The organism is Gordonia alkaliphila (genome assembly GCF_039542465.1).
GTDB lineage: Bacteria > Actinomycetota > Actinomycetes > Mycobacteriales > Mycobacteriaceae > Gordonia > Gordonia alkaliphila.
Genome location: NZ_BAABIE010000019.1, coordinates 13,139 through 29,759 on the forward strand (window position 1 = coordinate 13,139; position 16,621 = coordinate 29,759).

Below are 16,621 nucleotides of genomic sequence, written 5' to 3' on the forward strand. Positions count from 1 at the left end.
GTCGTTGCGGTCCCCCGACCTCGCATGGTCGTTGTTACAACCACGGGCAAACCGTAACATGCATCAAATATGAAATGAAACACTTTCTAGAAAATCGTTACATTGCGCGAAACATCCTGGGGCGCAAGACATGTCGCAGCACAAAAGCGAAAACCGGGCGGGCGATCGGCGCCAGCAGCCGCCACGGCAGCCAGCCGACCCACCGCGGCGTGCCCGCGATCGTCCACTCGACAAGCCGACCGTCGCCGCGATCGACCACCTCGAATCGCTCGGCGAAATCGCGAATGGTCCACGGCACGCAGACCGCCGTTCCGGTCAACGCGATCTCGCGCCCGGGATCGTCGACGACCACCACCTCGGCGACACCGAAGACCGTGCCGGACATCGTGCGCCCGGCGCCGATTCCACGTGCATCCGACCGCCAGTGCGGGCCCGACAGGAACGGCAGGCTCGACAGATACGGTCGCCCGACGAGCCGGGCGAATGCCTCGTCGACGTCCAGGGCCGTGGTCGCGGTCACCGTGACCGCGAAGCCCGCGCACCGACGGAAGTAGTGATCCAATCCGTCCGCAGAGATCGGCCGCACCGGCGCGCGGTCGGGTCGCGCGGCCAACCTGATCGCGACGTACAGCGCGACCAGACCTGCCACCCCGCCGAGCGCGAGGACCGCCACCACCAGCAGGACGATGCTCCAGGCGTTCACGATCAGTACCCGACGAGGCCGGCGGTGCTGTTGGACAGCCAGGTGCCGATGTCGTTGAGCTGGTTGCGCGGCGCGTGCAGCCACACCGTCGGACTCACCGAACGCCCGCATCGAACGCGGACGGCGTGCCGCCCCGGCAGCACCGCGCGCCCCGGCAGCACCGCGGTGCGCAGTCGCGGCGCCCCGGATTCCTGCGACTCGGGGACCACCTTCGATTCCACGGCGGCACGGCCGCCCACCCAGACCACGCATCGCGCAGCACCCGCAGCATCCCCGCGATCGAAGGTGATCTGCCAGTCCGTCGCCCCGGAGGCGGTCACCGACACGGTCGGTACGGCCGCGGCGGCCGCCGGACCCGCGCTCGCCGCCATCAGTCCGCCGGCGGCAAGGGCCGCCACCAACGCCATGTTACAAACTATCGACTTCTGTTTCATTGATCGATCGTGCCAGATCGAGCGTCATTCCGCGCGGAGCCCCACCACCGGAAGGATGAACTCCCGCGCCATCGCCGTCAGCGCCTCCTCGTCGTCGAGCTCGATGAGGTCGCTCGGCGAGGTCAGCAGCGAACCGGTCAGCCGCACCATCACGTCGGCGGCGAGCATCGTGGAGACGTCGACCGCGATGTTGCCCGCCTCCTGCTCGCGACGGATCTGCTCGGCGACGAAATCGCGCACCTGAAACATCGTGCGGTTGTCCCCGCCGCCCACCAGTCCGGGCACCGCCGCAGCCTCGATCTCGAGGAGTCGCCGGATGAGCGGGTTGCCGCCGATGGTGCGCAGCGAGGTGACGAACCCGGCGACCACGCGGTCGGCCACGGTCTTCGCGTTGCCCATCTCCACGAGAAACTCGCCGAAGTAGCGCTGAAACTCGCGCAGCATCACGGCTTCGACGAGGGCGTCCTTGTTCTCGAACTTCCGGTAGATGGTGATGCGCGCGGTACCCGCCCGACGCGCCACCTCCTCCATCGAAGCCCGGGAGATACCGGTCTCGCAGAACTGGTCGTACGCGGCGTCGAGCAGCTTGGTGCGCGTCTTGTCCTCGCGCCCAGCGGGAGGCCGCGCCGCATCGCGAGTGGCGCCGCGCAGCGCCCGACCGAGCAGCGAATCCTGCTCCTGCGTCGTCACGTCAGATGGCACACCTTTTCTCCTCACCCGGACCCGCAGTCAACGCTACGGCACCGCGGTATCGCGCAATCGCTTGTGACCCCCGCCACTGCATGTTACAAACTGAGTTCAATTGTTTCACAGTCGGGGATCGCGTCACGCGGGTCAGGAGCATCGTCATGACACATTCGTTCAATCGGAGGACCGCACTGCTGGGCGGTGCCGCACTCGGCACCGCCGGCGCACTGTCCCTCGCCGGGGGCGGCACACCGTGGACGTGGTCCCCGGCCGGCGCGGTCCCCGGCGAAGGGACCGGGAAAGATCCGCACGACGTCTGGGATCCCGATTGCGACGACGTGGTGGCCGATCTCGCCCAGAAGGGCGACATCGACAAGGTCAACCGCCTGCTCAAGCACTGGACACGCAACGGTCAACCGCTGCCGGCCGGCCTGCCGAAGGACCTGCGCGACTTCCTCACCGAGGCACGACGACTCCCCGCCTGGGCCGACCACGGCAAGCTCGCCGCCGGAGCGCGGTTCAACGACAAGCGCGGCACCTACCTGGGCATCATCTACGGCTTCGTCAGCGGCATGATGAGCACGGTGATCCCCCGCGAGGCGCGCGCGGTGTACTACTCCAAGGGCGGTGCGGACCTGAAGGACCGCATCACCAAGACCGCCAAGCTGGGCTACGACGTCGGTACGTCCAACGCCTTCGCCCCGGACGGCGAAATGATGATCACGTGTGTCAAGACCCGCCTCGCACATTCCGGCGTCCGGTACCTGCTGCCGAAGTCGCCGCACTGGTCGAGCGGGGCGCAGCCGCACGAGAAGCTGCCGATCAGCCAGGCCGACATGATGGTCACCTGGCACAGCCTGCCCACCAGCGCGATGCGCCAGTTCCGCAAATGGGGGGTGCCGGTGGACCGCGCCGAAGGCGAGGGCTTCCTGCACACCTGGCAGCTGAGCGCGCACATGCTCGGCATCAAGGACGAATACATCCCCGCCACGTGGGCGAGCGCGGAGAGCCAGGCCCGTCAGGTCCTCGACCCGATCCTCGCCCCCACCGAGGAAGGCCGTCGGCTGGCGAGCATGCTGCTCGACCTGGGACACAACCTCGATCTGAGTCTGCTCAGCCGCGGGGTGCTGGGCGCGATCACCCGCTACATGCTCGGCGACGACATCGCCGGCTGGCTGCGCATCCCTCGCGAACCCGTCTGGTCGCCGCTGCTGGAGACCGCGTGGGGACCATACGTGATGGTTCGCGAGGGACTGCTCGACGTCGGGCTGCCGCCGAAGGCCTACTGGTTGTTCGACGAATTCCTGCGGCAGTTCGTGCTGCTGTACATGTCCGAGTTGCGGCTGCCGATCAACATCACGATCCCGGTGTACAACAACCCGAACTACCGCTGAGAACCCGTCAGGCCTTGGGGCCGCCGGCCACGTAGAGGACCTGACCGGAGACGTAGCGAGCGCGCTCGTCGGCGAAGAACGAGACGGCGTTGGCGATGTCGTCGGGCTGGCCGGCCAGCTTCACCGCACTGTCGGCGGCGCAGGCGGCGATGAAGTCGTCGAACGGCACGCCGATGCGCTCCGCGGTTTCGCGGGTCATCTCGGTCTCGATGAAGCCCGGCGCGATCGCGTTGGCGGTGACGCCGAAGCGACCCAGTTCCAGCGCGAGGGTCTTGGTGAAGCCCTGCATGCCGGCCTTGGCCGCCGAGTAGTTGGCCTGGCCGCGGTTGCCCAGCGCCGAGGTGCTCGACAGGTTCACGATGCGGCCCCAGCCGGCATCGAGCATGTGGCGCTGGCAGGCGCGGCTCATCAGGAAGGCGCCACGCAGGTGCACGGCCATGACCGTGTCCCAGTCGTCGACGCTCATCTTGAACAGAAGGTTGTCACGGATCACACCCGCGTTGTTGACCAACACCGTCGGCGCACCGAGCTGCTCGGTGACGGCGTCGACGGCGGCGAGGACCTGCTCCTCGTTGGACACATCGCAACCGACGGCGATGGCCTTCCCACCTGCGGCGGTGATGGATTCGACGGTCGTGGCGCAGGCCTTGCCGTCCAGATCGAGGACAGCGACGGCCATGCCGTCTTCGGCGAGGCGACGGGACACTGCAGCACCGATTCCGCGGGCCGCTCCGGTGACAATTGCTACTTTCTGAGTGGTCATGGCGGAAACCCTACTTCGAGTGCGTAGGATTTCTCCCGCACGCTGCGAACTGCACCCCCATCGCCAGACCCCCTGCGGAGGACTTCGATGCCCGAACACCCCACCAGGTCACACGACGGCACCCTGGCCGTCATTGTTCTGGCAGCGGGAGCGGGTACCCGGATGAAGTCCAAGACGCCCAAGATCCTGCACAAGATCGCCGGACGTTCCCTGGTGGGCCACGCGCTGCACGGCGCCCACGGCATCGCACCCACCCACCTGGTGGGAGTGGTCAGCCACGAACGCGAACGCGTGGAAGCCGAGATCGCCCGCATCGCCGACGACCTCGGCCGCGAGGTGGCCGTCGCACTGCAGGACCAGCCCCTCGGCACCGGCGACGCCGCGCGCGCCGGGCTCAGCGCGCTGCCCGACGACTTCACCGGCACCGTCCTGGTGACCGTGGCCGACGCGCCGCTCCTGGACGCCGAGACCCTGCACGACCTCGTCGCCACGCACACCGCCGCACCCGCGGCGGCCGTCACCCTGACCAGCTTCACCGTCGCCGACCCGACCGGGTACGGCCGGATCGAGCGGACCGACGGCGACGTGACCGCGATCGTCGAACACAAGGATGCGTCGCCGGCTCAGCTGGAGATCGACGAAGTGAACGCGGGCATCTACGCCTTCGACGCCGAGGTCCTCCGTATGGCGCTGCGCGGACTGTCGACCGACAACGCGCAGGGCGAGTTCTACCTGACCGACGTGGTCAAGGTCGCCCGCGACGCCGGCCGCGTGGTCCGCTCGCACATCGTCGCCGACCCCGTCGTCGTGGCCGGCTGCAACGACCGCGCGCAACTGTCCGAACTCGCCGCCGAACTGAACCGGCGCGTGATCCGCCGACACCAGCTCAACGGCGTGACCATCGTCGATCCCGCCACCACCTGGATCGACGTCGACGTGACCATCGGTCAGGACTCGCAGATCCTGCCCGGCACCCAGCTGCACGGCAGTACCGCGATCGGCGCCGACGCGGTGATCGGACCCGACTCCACGCTGACCGACGTGACCGTGGCCGACCGCGCGCAGGTGATCCGCACCCACGGCAGCGATGCGGAGATCGGCGAGGACGCACTCGTCGGACCGTTCGCCTACCTGCGTCCGGGCACCCGCCTCGGCGCCGACGGGAAGATCGGCACCTTCGTCGAGACCAAGAACGCGCAGATCGGTGCGGGCAGCAAGGTGCCGCACCTGACCTACGTCGGCGACGCCGAGATCGGCGAGCACTCCAACATCGGAGCCTCCAGCGTCTTCGTCAACTACGACGGGGAGCACAAGCACCGCACCGTGATCGGCTCACACTGCCGAACCGGGTCGGACAACATGTTCGTCGCACCGATCACCATCGGCGACGGCGTCTACACCGGTGCCGGCACTGTCGTCCGCGAGGATGTTCCGCCCGGGGCACTGGCCGTCTCAGCCGGACGCCAGCGCAACATCGAGAACTGGGTCTTGGAGAAACGACCCACCAGCCGTGCCGCCGAAGCAGCCCGGACAGCGCAAGAGGAGAGCAAGTCATGAGCATGACCACCGACGTCCAAAAGAACCTGATGCTGTTCTCCGGACGTGCCCACCCCGAACTGGCGGAGGCGGTGGCACAGCAGCTCGACGTCGAGGTAACTCCTCAAACGGCCCGCGACTTCGCCAACGGCGAGATCTTTGTGCGCTTCGAGGAATCGGTGCGCGGCAGCGACGCCTTCGTGATGCAGAGCTGCCCGGCACCCATGAACCACTGGATCATGGAGATGCTGATCATGATCGACGCGCTCAAGCGCGGATCGGCCAAGCGCATCACCGCGATCCTCCCCTTCTACCCGTACGCGCGTCAGGACAAGAAGCACCGCGGCCGCGAGCCGATCTCCGCTCGCCTGATCGCCGACCTGCTCAAGACCGCCGGCGCCGACCGCATCATCACCGTCGACCTGCACACCGACCAGATCCAGGGTTTCTTCGACGGCCCGGTGGACCACATGCACGCGCAGGGTCAGCTGGCCGAGTACGTCCGCGCCAACTACGGCACCGACAACATCTGCGTGGTCTCCCCCGACGCCGGTCGCGTCAAGGTGGGCGAGAAGTGGGCCGACGCCCTCGACGGCGCGCCGATGGCCTTCGTCCACAAGACCCGCGACCCCGATGTGCCCAACCAGATCAAGTCCAACCGCGTGGTCGGCGACGTGGCGGGCAAGACCTGCGTCCTGATCGACGACATGATCGACACCGGCGGCACCATCGCCGGCGCGGTGACCGTGCTCAAGGAGGCCGGTGCCGGTGACGTCATCATCGCCACCACGCACGGCGTGTTCTCCGAGCCCGCGGCCACCCGCCTGGCCGCCTGCGGCGCCAAGGAAGTGATCGCCACCGACACCCTGCCGATCCCGCCGGAGAAGCAGTTCGACAACCTGACCGTCCTGTCGATGGCTCCGCTGCTGGCGCAGACCATCCGCGAGGTCTTCGAGAACGGCTCAGTCACCAGCCTGTTCAACGGAAGCGCCTAGCCACCGCCACCCCGGCAGCGGCCAGGACCACCAGTCCCCCGACGGCCCCGACGACGATCCCGGCGATCACGCCCGCGGAGAGTTCGCCGGGGCCGTCGTCGTTGGCGGAGTCGAGTGCGCCGACCGGCGCCAGCGACGCACCCGCATAGGCGTGGATGTCGTCGGCGGACATCAGGTTGGAGCAGAGACTCGCCCGCCAGTGCGTCGGGTCGGCGGGGCCGTCGACCGGGGCGCTCAAGACGAGGAACCGCTCCTGGCCCAACGTCAGCTCCACCCCGCACGCGGCGGACTGCGACGGGGTGCGGACTTCGATCCGCGCGGGCACGCGCTGCCGATAGCTCTGCTTCACCTCGACGACGTAGGTGCGACTGTTCGTCTCTTCGCGCACCTCGACGGCGGTACCGAGCACCACCGCGTCGGACTGCTCGATCACCGACTGCGGTGCCAGTGCGACGCAACTGCACGCGTGCGCGGTCCCGGGCACCGCCAGGACGGTGCCGACGAACCCCACGGCAAGGGCGACGACCGCGTGCCACACTTTCATCTTCTTCACGGTAGCGGCGGTACGGTGAGGATGTGGACGCGACGATTTATCACAACCCCCGCTGCTCGACTTCCCGCAAGACCCTGGACAAGCTCCGCGAGGCCGGCGTGGAACCGACGGTGATCAAGTACCTCGACCTCGGCTGGACGCGCGAGCAGTTGCGGCAACTGTTCGCCGACGCCGGTCTCACCCCCGGCCAGGCCGTCCGCAAGCGCGAGGCTCTCTACAAGGAACTGAATCTCGCCGAGGCCGACGACGACGCCCTGCTCGACGCGATGGTCGAGCACCCGGTGCTCGTCGAGCGTCCATTCGTGGTGACCGACAAGGGCACCCGCCTGGCGCGCCCCGTCGAGAACATCGACGAGATCCTCTAGCTCCCCGCGGAGGCGCTGATCGGGTTGCGCAGCGGTCGACGCAGCGCCGGGATGGCCAGCGCGAGCACGCCGCGGGCGAAGCCGCGCGTGACGGCGACGAAGTCGAAGTAGTCGCGCCACACGGTGAGGCGGCCGTCGCGCACCTCGTGGCGGCCGCAGACCCAGAAGGTCATCCGCAGCGGACCCACCCGGAGTTCGTCGATCCGCTCGGTGAGCACCACGCCGTCGCCGTCGGCGTCGGCGCTGATCGCGCGCATCTCGAGGTCGAACCCGACGATCCCGCCGCCGCCGAGGGCGCCCATCACCGTGCCGAACAGTTGCTTGCCGCGCACCGACGGCAGCCCGACGTTGGTGTAGAGGATGTCGTCGTCCACCACGGCGAGCGCCTGCTCCACGCGCCCCTGCGCGAGGGCCGCGAAGAAGTCGGTCACCAGGCGTTCCGGAGCGAGCAGTTCGGGCTTGGGGGAGGTCATCGGCCCATGATAAACTGGCTGCCGTTGTCTCGGCGAGGGTGATCCACCGTGTGGAGTTCACCGTAATCGGCGCGACCAGGAAGACACTCCCCGCTGTCTCGGGTGGTTGTTCGTCTCGGCCGTCGTCTGCCGCGTAACCACCCCAGCGAGTCCGGATCAGATCGGGCCGCACGAGAAGTTGGAGAACTCCATGTCGCAGACCCCGAAGCTGAGCACCGCTCCCCGCGTCGACACCGGCAAGGGCGCCGCCCGTCGTGACCGTCGCGCCGGCAACGTGCCCGCCGTCCTGTACGGCCACGGCACCGACCCCAAGCACCTGCTGCTGCCGAACCTGGCGCTGGCCGCCATCCTGCGTAACGGCGGCGTCAACGCCGTCATCGACCTCGACATCGACGGCGAAAGCCAGCTGGCACTGACCCGTCAGGTCGACGTGCACGCGACCCGTGACTACATCCAGCACGTCGACCTGCTGATCGTCCGCCGCGGCGAGAAGGTCATCGTCGAGGTCCCGATCGTGGTCGAGGGCGAGCCCGGCCCGGCCGGCGGCCTGGTGGTCCAGGACGCCAGCGCCGTGGAGATCGAGGCCGACGCGCTGTCGATCCCGGAGCACCTCGTCGCCTCGATCGAGGGCCTCGAGCCGGTCGCCAACATCTTCGCGGGCGACCTGGAGCTGCCCGCGGGCGTCACCCTGGTCTCGCCGGCCGACCTGCTGGTCGCTTCGGTGAACGAGTCGAAGGCCGCTGCCGAGCCCACCGAGGACGAGGAAGCCGCCGGCGAAGCAGAAGCCGCAGAGTAATTCCCACTCTGATCATCGGACTGGGGAATCCCGGTCCCGCTTACGAGAAGACCAGGCACAACATCGGCGCGATGGTCGCCGATCGCCTGGTCTTCTCGTACGGCGAGAAGTACACCGTGCACCGCAAGTCGGGCGCCGAAGTGGCGACCCTGCGGATCGGCGGCACCCCGGTGCTGGTCGCGAAAGCACGGACCTACATGAACACCACCGGCCGCCAGATCGGGCCGCTGGCCAAGTACTACGACGTGGCGGCCGACGACGTGATCGTGCTGCACGACGAGCTCGACATCGACTTCGGCCAGGTGCGCCTCAAGCGCGGCGGTGGCGAAGGCGGGCACAACGGCCTCCGCTCGCTGACCTCCGCCCTCGGCACCCGCGACTACCAACGCGTGCGCCTGGGCATCGGGCGTCCCCCCGGTCGCCAGGATCCCGCCGACTTCGTGCTCAAGCCCTTCCCCTCCGCCGACCGCGCGGAGGTGGACCTGTTGATCGGCAACGGCGTCGACGCCACCGAACTTCTGGTGCAGCAGGGTCTCGAGGCCGCGCAGAACGTTGTCCACACCTGGTGAACGTGTTCTAGTCTGACACTGTGTCCAGTCTGAATTCGTCGTCACCGTTGCCCCTCGCCCAGCTGTCGAAGCTGCGCTATTCCGCCGCCACCGCGGCCTTCCAGATCGAAGGTGCCCGCACCGAAGGCGGCCGCGGCACCAGCGTCTGGGATACCTTCGTCGACACCCCCGACCGGGTGATCGACGGTTCCACCGCCGATCCGGGCGCCGACAGCTACCACCGCTGGGCCGAGGACGTCGCCCTCACCGCGGGCCTCGGACTGGACCGCTACCGTTTCTCGATCTCCTGGGTCCGGGTGCAGCCCGACGGTCGCGGCGCTGCCAATCCCGTTGGGCTGGACTACTATTCGCGTCTCGTCGACGGCCTGCTGGAAGCCGGCGTCACGCCCTTCCCGACGCTCTACCACTGGGATCTGCCCATCGGCCTGGAAGAGGCCGGCGGCTGGCTGTCCCGCGACACCGCCCTCCGCTTCGCCGATTACACCGCGCTCGTGGCCGATCACCTCGGCGATCGCGTCAAGCACTGGTACACCCTCAACGAACCGGCGATGACCACCCTGCAGGGCTATGCGGTCGGCGAACTGGCACCCGGTCGTTTCCTTTTGTTCGACGCGCTGCCCACCGTGCACCACCAGCTGCTGGCACACGGACTGGCCACCGGAGTCCTGCGTCGGGCCGGTGCCGAAGCGGTGGGGCTGACCAACAATCACACCCACGTGCTGGCCGCCGACGACACCGCGGAGTCCGCCGCTGCCGCAGCCGCCTACGACCTGCTGCACAACCGGATCTTCGCCGAGCCCGTGCTGCTCGGCGCCTACCCGGACCTGGCGGCCCTGGGTTCGCCGGAACTGCCGATCGAAGACGGGGACCTGGAGCTGATCTCGCAGCGCCCGGACTTCTACGGCATCAACTACTACAACCCCACCACCATCGGTGCGCCGCCGGCGGACAGCCCGATCCCGTTCGACATGCTGCCCACGCCCGGCGTCCCGGTGACCGGCTTCGGCCCGGACTGGGGGATCATGCCGGAGGCGCTCACCGCGCTCCTGGTCGATTTCCACCGGCGCTACGGCGACGCCCTGCCCCCGATGATTATCGGCGAGAACGGCGCGTCGTTCCCCGAACCCGACGCGGCTGGCCGCGTGGACGACGTCGACCGCATCTCCTACCTCGACGGGCACGTGCGGGCGGTCGCGGCGGCGATGGCCGACGGCGCCCGCGTCGATGAGTACACGGTCTGGTCGCTGATCGACAATTTCGAATGGGCCGACGGCTACACCCAGCGCTTCGGTCTGGCGCACGTCGACTTCACCACCGGTGAGCGCACACCGAAGGCGTCGTACGACTGGTATCGCGCGCTGATCGCTGCGGCCCGCTCGTGATGCCGCGCGCCGGGAGGCGCTGGCTCACGCTCTTCACTCTGGCCTGGCTGGCCATCTGGATGGTCCAGCTGACGCCCCTGCAACTGCTGCTTCCCCTGCAGCTCGACGACCAACTGTCCGACGGCGGCGACCATTGGGTGCGCGGCGTGGTGATCTCCGGACTCATCCTCGGCATCGGCGGCCTGGTGGCGGTGATCGCCGGGCCCCTGGCCGGTGCTGCCTCGGACCGCACCGGAGGTCTCCCCGCGTGGCTGGGCGGCCGTCGTCGCGCGTGGGCCCTGGGCGGCATCTGGCTCACCGCGATCTGCCTGATCCTCACCGGCCTGGCCCACCAGCCGGCCCTGGTGGCGCTGGCGTGGATCGGTGTCTCGGCCGGTATCGCGGTCGCCTCGGCGGCGTTCACCGCCATGATCGCCGACCAGTTGCCCGCCGATCAGCGCGGCGCGGCATCGGCCGCGGTCGGCTCCTCGCAGGCGGCCGGCATCGTCCTCGGCGTCGGCGTGGTGGTGACCCTCGGCCTGAGCGTGCTGGGCGGCTACCTGTTCCTCGCCGTCGTCGTGGCCCTGGTCGGCACGATCGCCGCGCTGGGCCTCCCCGATCCCCCGGCGACGCGCGACGTCCGCGCGGCCACCGTGGAACGCGATCGTTTCCGCTCACTGCGCGACCGCGACTTCAGCTGGATGCTCACCGGGCGGCTGGTGACCAACATCGGCAACGCGCTGGGTACGTCGCTGCTGCTGTTCTTCCTCCTGTACGGCCTCGACCAGGACGACACCGCCGCCGAGAATAATCTGCTCCTGCTCGTCGTGGTCTACACCGTGTTCGTCGTCGGCTCGTCGATCGTGTCCGGCCTCGCTTCCGATCGCACCGGCCGACGCCGGATGCCGACGGTGATCGCGGCCTGCATCCAGGCGCTGTCGGGGGTGCTGATCCTCGCCGTGCCGACCTTCTCGATGACCCTGGTCGCCGCCGCGCTGATGGGCGTCGGCTACGGCGCCTTCTCCACCGTCGGATTGGCCTTCGCCACCGATCTGCTCCCCCACGAGGAGGACCACGGCCGCGATCTGGGCGTGGTGAACGTCGCCGCGGCCCTGGGCCAGTTGCTCGGCCCGATGCTCGGCGCCGGCCTGGTGGCGGCGGTCGGCGGCTTCTGGCTGCTGTTCCTGATGGCGTCGCTACTGTCGGTGGCCGGCGGCCTGCTCACGTTGCTGGCGCGCGAGAAATCGGCCGTCGACGTGACCTGACTCATGTTCGCGGCCGGGCGGCGAACCGGCACACCACCATCGTTGGTTAATATCCCGTAACAAGGGGCCATCCAAAAAGGACGACGTAGACCTACGCCAGTCCACGACAGACAGGACTGCGCTGTGGCGAATCTGGCTACTCCTTCCGGCCATCAGAACGTCTCCATGCTGGGTATCGGCGCGTGCCGCCCCGGCCGCCTGATCAGCAACGACGACCTCTGCAAGGTGATGGACTCGTCCGACCAGTGGATCTACGAGCGCAGCGGCGTGCGGAACCGTCGCTGGATCTCCGGCGACGAGGACCTCCGCTTCCTGGCCAAGACCGCCGCCGAGCGCGCCATCGTCAACTCCGGTGTGGACCGCAGCAAGATCGATCTGCTGGTCCTCGGCACCAGCAGCTGGCCGTACAACACCCCGCACGGCGCACCCATCGTCGCCTCGGACGTGGGCCTCAACGGCATCCCGGCGTTCGACGTCTCGGCCGGCTGCGGCGGCTTCGGCTACGCGCTCGGCGTGGCCGCCGACGCCATCCGCGCCGGCAGCGCCACCTACGCCGTGGTGATCGGCGCCGAGACCATGTCGGTGGGCCTGGATCCCGCCGACCGCAGCACCGGCTTCATCTTCGGCGACGGCGCCGGCGCCGTGGTGATCGGCCCCACCGAGGAGAACGGGATCTCCCCGATCGTGTCCGGCAGCGACGGCGAGAACGCCGAAGCCATCGCCCAGAACATCGACACCGTGAGCTACATGGCGCGCGCCGTCGAGTACCAGGGCAAGGATCCCGAGACCGATCCGGTGGGCCGCATGGTGATCTACATGGAGGGCCCCCGCGTGTTCCGCTGGGCCGCGGTGACCCTGCCCAAGGCGCTCACCACCTCGCTGTCGGAATCCGGTGCGGCGCTCGATGACATCGACGTCTTCATTCCGCACCAGGCCAACGCGCGGATCAGCGAGTTGCTGAAGAAGAACCTGGGCCTGCCCGACGACCTGCCCATGGCCGGGGACATCGAGAACACCGGCAATACCTCGGCCGGCTCGATCCCGCTCGCCATCGAGGAGATGCTGGCCACCGGCAAGGCCAAGGGCGGCGACACCGCGCTGCTGCTCGGCTTCGGCGCGGGCCTGAGCTACGCCGGCGCCGTGGTCACGCTCCCGCCGGCGCCGAAGGTCACCAGCTTCGAGGGCCTCGACGAGCAGCCGTCCGGCGCTCTCGCCGCGCACCTGGCCGGGGTCGACGCCGACTAGCTTCCACCACTCACGACACACGCACGGGCGCGAACTACTTTTTAGTAGGTCGCGCCCGTGACACATTGGACCCATGGTGGAATTCGCAGAGCTGCCCGGGATCTCCAAGATCGGCATGCTGTCGATCGGGGCCTACCGCCCCGATCGCGTGGTGACCAACGACGAGATCTGCGAGCAGATCGACTCGTCGGACGAGTGGATCTACACGCGCACCGGCATCAAGAGTCGCCGGTTCGCGCGCCGCGACGAGACCGTCGTCGAGATGGGTATCCAGGCGGGCCGCAAGGCCATCGCCAACGCGCTGCTGTCCGGTTCGGACATCGACGCGGTGATCTTGGCGACCAACACCCACCTCCTGCTGACCCCTGCAGGCGCCACCAAGATCGCCACCGAACTCGGCGCGAACGGTGTGCAGGCGTTCGACGTGACCGCCGGCTGCGCGGGCTTCGGCTACGCGATGGGCTTGGCGTCGGACATGATTCGCGGCGGCACCGCCACGCACGTGCTGGTGATCGGCGCCGAACAGCTGTCGGTCACCATGGATCCCACCGACCGCACCAACTGCTTCATCTTCGGCGACGGCGCCGGGGCCGTCGTGGTGGGCCCGACCCCCGAGCTCGAGCTCGGACCCGTGGTGTGGGGTAGCGACGGCAGCCAGTACGACGCCATCCGCCAGGACATCGACTGGATCACCTTCCTCGACGGCGACGACCACGAGAACCGTCCCTACCTGCGCCTGGAGGGCACCGCGGTGTTCCGCTGGGCCGCCTTCGAGATGGGCAAGGCCGCACAGCGGGCGATGGACGTCGCCAAGGTGGACGCCTCCGACATCGACGTCTTCGTGCCCCACCAGGCCAACACCCGGATCAACCAGCTCCTGGCCAAGCACCTGAACTTCCGTCCGGAGACCGCGATCGCGAACGACATCGAGACCGCGGGCAACACTTCGGCCGCGTCCATTCCGCTGGCCATGGAACAGCTGCTGTCGACCGGCGAGGCCAAGCCGGGCGACACCGCGCTGCTGCTCGGTTACGGCGCCGGCCTCAGCTACGCCGCCCAGGTGATCAAGATGCCGCCGATTCCGTTCGAGTGAGGAACCTCCGCGCCGACTCTTTTGCTCCTTACACCGTCGGGCCGATAGCGTGAACGGGTGAGTTCAGAGGCCATTGCACGCGAAGTGAAGCGCCGTCGAACCTTCGCCATCATCTCCCACCCGGACGCCGGTAAGTCGACGATGACCGAGGCGCTGGCGTTGCACGCCCGGATGATCAGCGAGGCCGGCGCGGTGCACGGCAAGGGCGGACGACGCTCCACCGTCTCGGACTGGATGGAGATGGAGAAGGCCCGCGGTATCTCGGTCAGTTCCACCGCCCTGCAGTTCGCCTACGACGGCGAGCACAGCGGCACCGAGCCCAGCGTGATCAACCTCGTCGACACGCCCGGCCACGCCGACTTCTCCGAGGACACCTACCGCGTGCTGACCGCGGTCGACGCCGCGGTGATGCTGATCGACGCCGCCAAGGGTCTGGAGCCGCAGACGCTCAAGCTCTTCCAGGTCTGTCGCCACCGCGGCATCCCGGTGATCACCGTGGTGAACAAGTGGGACCGCCCCGGCCAGACGCCGCTGGAGCTGATCGACGAGATCACCGACCGCATCGGCCTCATCCCCACTCCCCTGTTCGTACCGGTCGGCATCGCGGGCGACTTCCGCGGTTTGCTGGATCGTCGCACCGGCGGGTTCATCAAGTTCACCCGTACCGCCGGCGGCTCCAAGATCGCCCCCGAGGCGTTCCTCTCCGCCGACGAAGCGCTCGAGTCCGAGGGCGACGCGTGGATCGCGGCCGTGGAGGAGAGCGAACTGCTCGGCGAGATGGGTCAGGACCACGACCAGGAGATGTTCCTGGCCGGGCAGACCTCGCCGATGATCTTCACCTCCGCCATGCTCAACTTCGGTGTGCGCCAGCTCCTGGAGGCGCTGGTCGAGTTCGCCCCGGCGCCCGAGGGCCGCGAAGGCATCGACGGCACCGAACGCGCCGTGACCGACGAGTTCAGCGCCGTGGTCTTCAAGGTGCAGGCTGGCATGGACACCAGCCATCGCGACCGCCTCGCTTACATGCGCATCGTGTCCGGTGAATTCGAACGCGGCATGGTCGTGACGCACGCGCAGACCGGCAAGCCGTTCGCCACCAAGTACGCCCAGGCCGTCTTCGGCCGCGACCGCTCCACCGTCGACACCGCCTACCCGGGCGACGTGGTGGGCCTGGTCAACGCGATGGCCTTGGCGCCCGGCGACACGCTGTACATCGAGCCCAAAGTCCAGTACCCGCCGATTCCGTCGTTCGCACCCGAGCACTTCTCCACGCTGCGGGTCACCACGGCAGACAAGTACAAGCAGTTCCGCAAGGCGATCGACCAGCTCGACGCCGAGGGCGTGGTGCAGGTGCTCCGCAACGACCTCCGCGGCGACGCCGCACCGGTGCTGGCGGCCGTGGGTCCCATGCAGTTCGAGGTGGTCACCGCGCGCATGAAGGCGGAGTTCAACGTCGACACGATCTTGGAGCCGCTCGGCTACTCGCTCGCGCGACGTACCGACGAGGCCAGTGCACCCGAGCTGGATCGCCAGCGCGGCGTGGAGGTGTTCACCCGCAGCGACGGCGCGATCCTCGCGCTGTTCGGCGACAAGTGGCGGCTGCAGTTCATCGAGAAGGAATTCCCCGACCTCGTCCTGGCCCCGCTGGTGGCCGCCGCCGACAACTGATGCGGCGCGCCCTCCACACCCGCTTGGGCCTGCCCGGGCTCGCCGTGATCGGTGTGCTGCTGACCGGCTGCGCCGACACCGGCGAGATGCCCGCCGAGCCCGCCGACGACCGCGCGGTGTCCTCCGCCCAGCCTGCGCCGCGCACCCCGGCACCCGCGCAGCGCCGCGGCCTCGAGGCCTGCGGCCAAACGCCGCCTGCCGGTCGTGTGGTGCGCAGCGGCTACGGCCTGGACTACTCCAGCGGATCGATTCACGTCGCCGTCACGCCGTACGCCGGTCCGGGCGCGGCGTGCGTCGAGTTCGCCAAGAGCGGTGCGGACGACCCGCAGGTGCCGCCGGACACCCTGCTGTTCACCTTCGCCGCCCCGAACGGCGAAGGCGCCCAAGTGGAGTTCGACACGGTCGCGTTGACCGGCGGCGTCCTGCCCCCGCTGGGCAACGGGTACGTCCCGAAGGTCGGCCCGCTCGACTACCCGATCAACGCGCGCGTCGGCGCGTCGATCGGCGGCACGTACTACTTCGCCGATCAGTGCGCGGTCCTGCTGCGCACGGTCACCGCCGAGGGCGCCAGCGGCCGGTTCGACTGTGCGGCCGCGGCGACGCGCGCCGCGAATCCGTTCGCGCCGTCCGACGACGTCGACTACAACCTCGACGACACCGTCCCGCCGCCGCCGACCGCCGTCTTGTCCGGTTGGTTCTCGGTCAAGCACTGACCGGGCCGATG

The 16,621-nt window shown here is 68.8% G+C and carries 18 protein-coding genes; 12 read left to right on the top strand and 6 right to left on the bottom strand.

Annotated elements, in window-relative coordinates:
* Nucleotides 1–97 precede the first annotated feature (97 nt).
* The 3 genes from ABD989_RS16295 to ABD989_RS16305 are packed head-to-tail and all read right to left on the bottom strand — an operon-like array spanning nucleotide 98 to nucleotide 1,827.
* Nucleotides 98–703 carry an SRPBCC family protein gene (locus tag ABD989_RS16295; protein ID WP_345314280.1) on the bottom strand — a complete coding sequence of 202 codons (606 nt, stop codon included), beginning with the start codon at nucleotides 701–703 and terminating at the stop codon, nucleotides 98–100.
* Nucleotides 704–705: 2 nt separating this feature from the next.
* Nucleotides 706–1,110 (bottom strand): hypothetical protein, encoded by a 405-nt coding sequence (locus ABD989_RS16300; RefSeq protein ID WP_425556551.1) that lies wholly within the window; start codon nucleotides 1,108–1,110, stop codon nucleotides 706–708.
* 51 nt (nucleotides 1,111–1,161) lie between these two features.
* Nucleotides 1,162–1,827 (bottom strand): TetR/AcrR family transcriptional regulator, encoded by a 666-nt coding sequence (locus ABD989_RS16305; protein WP_345314282.1) that lies wholly within the window; start codon nucleotides 1,825–1,827, stop codon nucleotides 1,162–1,164.
* Between the two features lie 158 nt (nucleotides 1,828–1,985).
* Here ABD989_RS16305 and ABD989_RS16310 point away from each other — a divergent pair, with 158 nt between their 5' ends.
* A complete protein-coding gene (locus ABD989_RS16310; RefSeq protein WP_345314283.1) occupies nucleotides 1,986–3,218 on the top strand; it encodes an oxygenase MpaB family protein in 1,233 nt (410 codons plus the stop codon).
* A 7-nt stretch (nucleotides 3,219–3,225) separates the two neighbouring features.
* Here the strand turns inward: ABD989_RS16310 and fabG are convergent, their stop codons facing one another.
* Nucleotides 3,226–3,981, bottom strand: coding sequence for a 3-oxoacyl-ACP reductase FabG (fabG, locus tag ABD989_RS16315; RefSeq protein WP_345314284.1), 756 nt, complete (start codon nucleotides 3,979–3,981; stop codon nucleotides 3,226–3,228).
* An 87-nt stretch (nucleotides 3,982–4,068) separates the two neighbouring features.
* Here fabG and glmU point away from each other — a divergent pair, with 87 nt between their 5' ends.
* Together glmU and ABD989_RS16325 are read left to right on the top strand one after the other, a co-directional pair.
* Nucleotides 4,069–5,538: a bifunctional UDP-N-acetylglucosamine diphosphorylase/glucosamine-1-phosphate N-acetyltransferase GlmU gene (gene glmU / locus ABD989_RS16320; protein WP_345314285.1), complete on the top strand. Its 1,470-nt coding sequence runs from the start codon at nucleotides 4,069–4,071 to the stop codon at nucleotides 5,536–5,538.
* Nucleotides 5,535–6,512, top strand: a complete 978-nt coding sequence (locus ABD989_RS16325; protein ID WP_345314286.1) for a ribose-phosphate diphosphokinase — start codon at nucleotides 5,535–5,537, stop codon at nucleotides 6,510–6,512. The genes glmU and ABD989_RS16325 overlap by 4 nt, the downstream gene beginning before the upstream one ends.
* Here the strand turns inward: ABD989_RS16325 and ABD989_RS16330 are convergent.
* A complete protein-coding gene (locus ABD989_RS16330; protein ID WP_345314287.1) occupies nucleotides 6,496–7,065 on the bottom strand; it encodes a hypothetical protein in 570 nt (189 codons plus the stop codon). The genes ABD989_RS16325 and ABD989_RS16330 overlap by 17 nt on opposite strands.
* Before the next feature lie 23 nt (nucleotides 7,066–7,088).
* Here ABD989_RS16330 and arsC point away from each other — a divergent pair, with 23 nt between their 5' ends.
* Nucleotides 7,089–7,430: an arsenate reductase (glutaredoxin) gene (arsC, locus tag ABD989_RS16335; protein ID WP_345314288.1), complete on the top strand. Its 342-nt coding sequence runs from the start codon at nucleotides 7,089–7,091 to the stop codon at nucleotides 7,428–7,430.
* On the opposite strand, the gene ABD989_RS16340 is transcribed toward arsC, so the two are convergent.
* Nucleotides 7,427–7,903 carry a limonene-1,2-epoxide hydrolase family protein gene (locus tag ABD989_RS16340; protein WP_345314289.1) on the bottom strand — a complete coding sequence of 159 codons (477 nt, stop codon included), beginning with the start codon at nucleotides 7,901–7,903 and terminating at the stop codon, nucleotides 7,427–7,429. The two genes, arsC and ABD989_RS16340, sit on opposite strands and share 4 nt — an antisense overlap.
* Nucleotides 7,904–8,093: 190 nt before the next feature.
* On the opposite strand from ABD989_RS16340, the gene ABD989_RS16345 reads away from it, so the two are divergent.
* The 8 genes from ABD989_RS16345 to ABD989_RS16380 all read left to right on the top strand — a co-directional run bounded on the left by ABD989_RS16345 (nucleotide 8,094) and on the right by ABD989_RS16380 (nucleotide 16,610).
* Nucleotides 8,094–8,699, top strand: coding sequence for a 50S ribosomal protein L25/general stress protein Ctc (locus tag ABD989_RS16345; RefSeq protein ID WP_345314290.1), 606 nt, complete (start codon nucleotides 8,094–8,096; stop codon nucleotides 8,697–8,699).
* A gap of 8 nt (nucleotides 8,700–8,707) precedes the next feature.
* On the top strand, nucleotides 8,708–9,268 hold the full coding sequence (pth, locus tag ABD989_RS16350; RefSeq protein ID WP_425556554.1) for an aminoacyl-tRNA hydrolase: 561 nt from the start codon (nucleotides 8,708–8,710) through the stop codon (nucleotides 9,266–9,268).
* A gap of 20 nt (nucleotides 9,269–9,288) precedes the next feature.
* Complete coding sequence (locus tag ABD989_RS16355; RefSeq protein WP_345314291.1) at nucleotides 9,289–10,650, top strand: GH1 family beta-glucosidase; 1,362 nt, start codon at nucleotides 9,289–9,291, stop codon at nucleotides 10,648–10,650.
* The gene (locus ABD989_RS16360; RefSeq protein ID WP_345314292.1) at nucleotides 10,650–11,894 is read left to right on the top strand and encodes an MFS transporter; all 1,245 of its coding nucleotides are present in this window, start codon (nucleotides 10,650–10,652) and stop codon (nucleotides 11,892–11,894) included. Before ABD989_RS16355 ends, ABD989_RS16360 begins: the two co-directional genes overlap by 1 nt.
* A 123-nt stretch (nucleotides 11,895–12,017) precedes the next feature.
* The gene (locus tag ABD989_RS16365) at nucleotides 12,018–13,139 is read left to right on the top strand and encodes a beta-ketoacyl-ACP synthase 3 (RefSeq protein ID WP_345314293.1); all 1,122 of its coding nucleotides are present in this window, start codon (nucleotides 12,018–12,020) and stop codon (nucleotides 13,137–13,139) included.
* 73 nt (nucleotides 13,140–13,212) lie between these two features.
* Entirely contained in the window at nucleotides 13,213–14,232 is a 1,020-nt protein-coding gene (locus tag ABD989_RS16370) for a beta-ketoacyl-ACP synthase III (protein ID WP_345314294.1), read from the top strand.
* A gap of 57 nt (nucleotides 14,233–14,289) precedes the next feature.
* Complete coding sequence (locus tag ABD989_RS16375; protein ID WP_345314295.1) at nucleotides 14,290–15,897, top strand: peptide chain release factor 3; 1,608 nt, start codon at nucleotides 14,290–14,292, stop codon at nucleotides 15,895–15,897.
* Nucleotides 15,897–16,610, top strand: coding sequence for a hypothetical protein (locus ABD989_RS16380; RefSeq protein ID WP_345314296.1), 714 nt, complete (start codon nucleotides 15,897–15,899; stop codon nucleotides 16,608–16,610). Before ABD989_RS16375 ends, ABD989_RS16380 begins: the two co-directional genes overlap by 1 nt.
* Nucleotides 16,611–16,621: the final 11 nt, after the last annotated feature.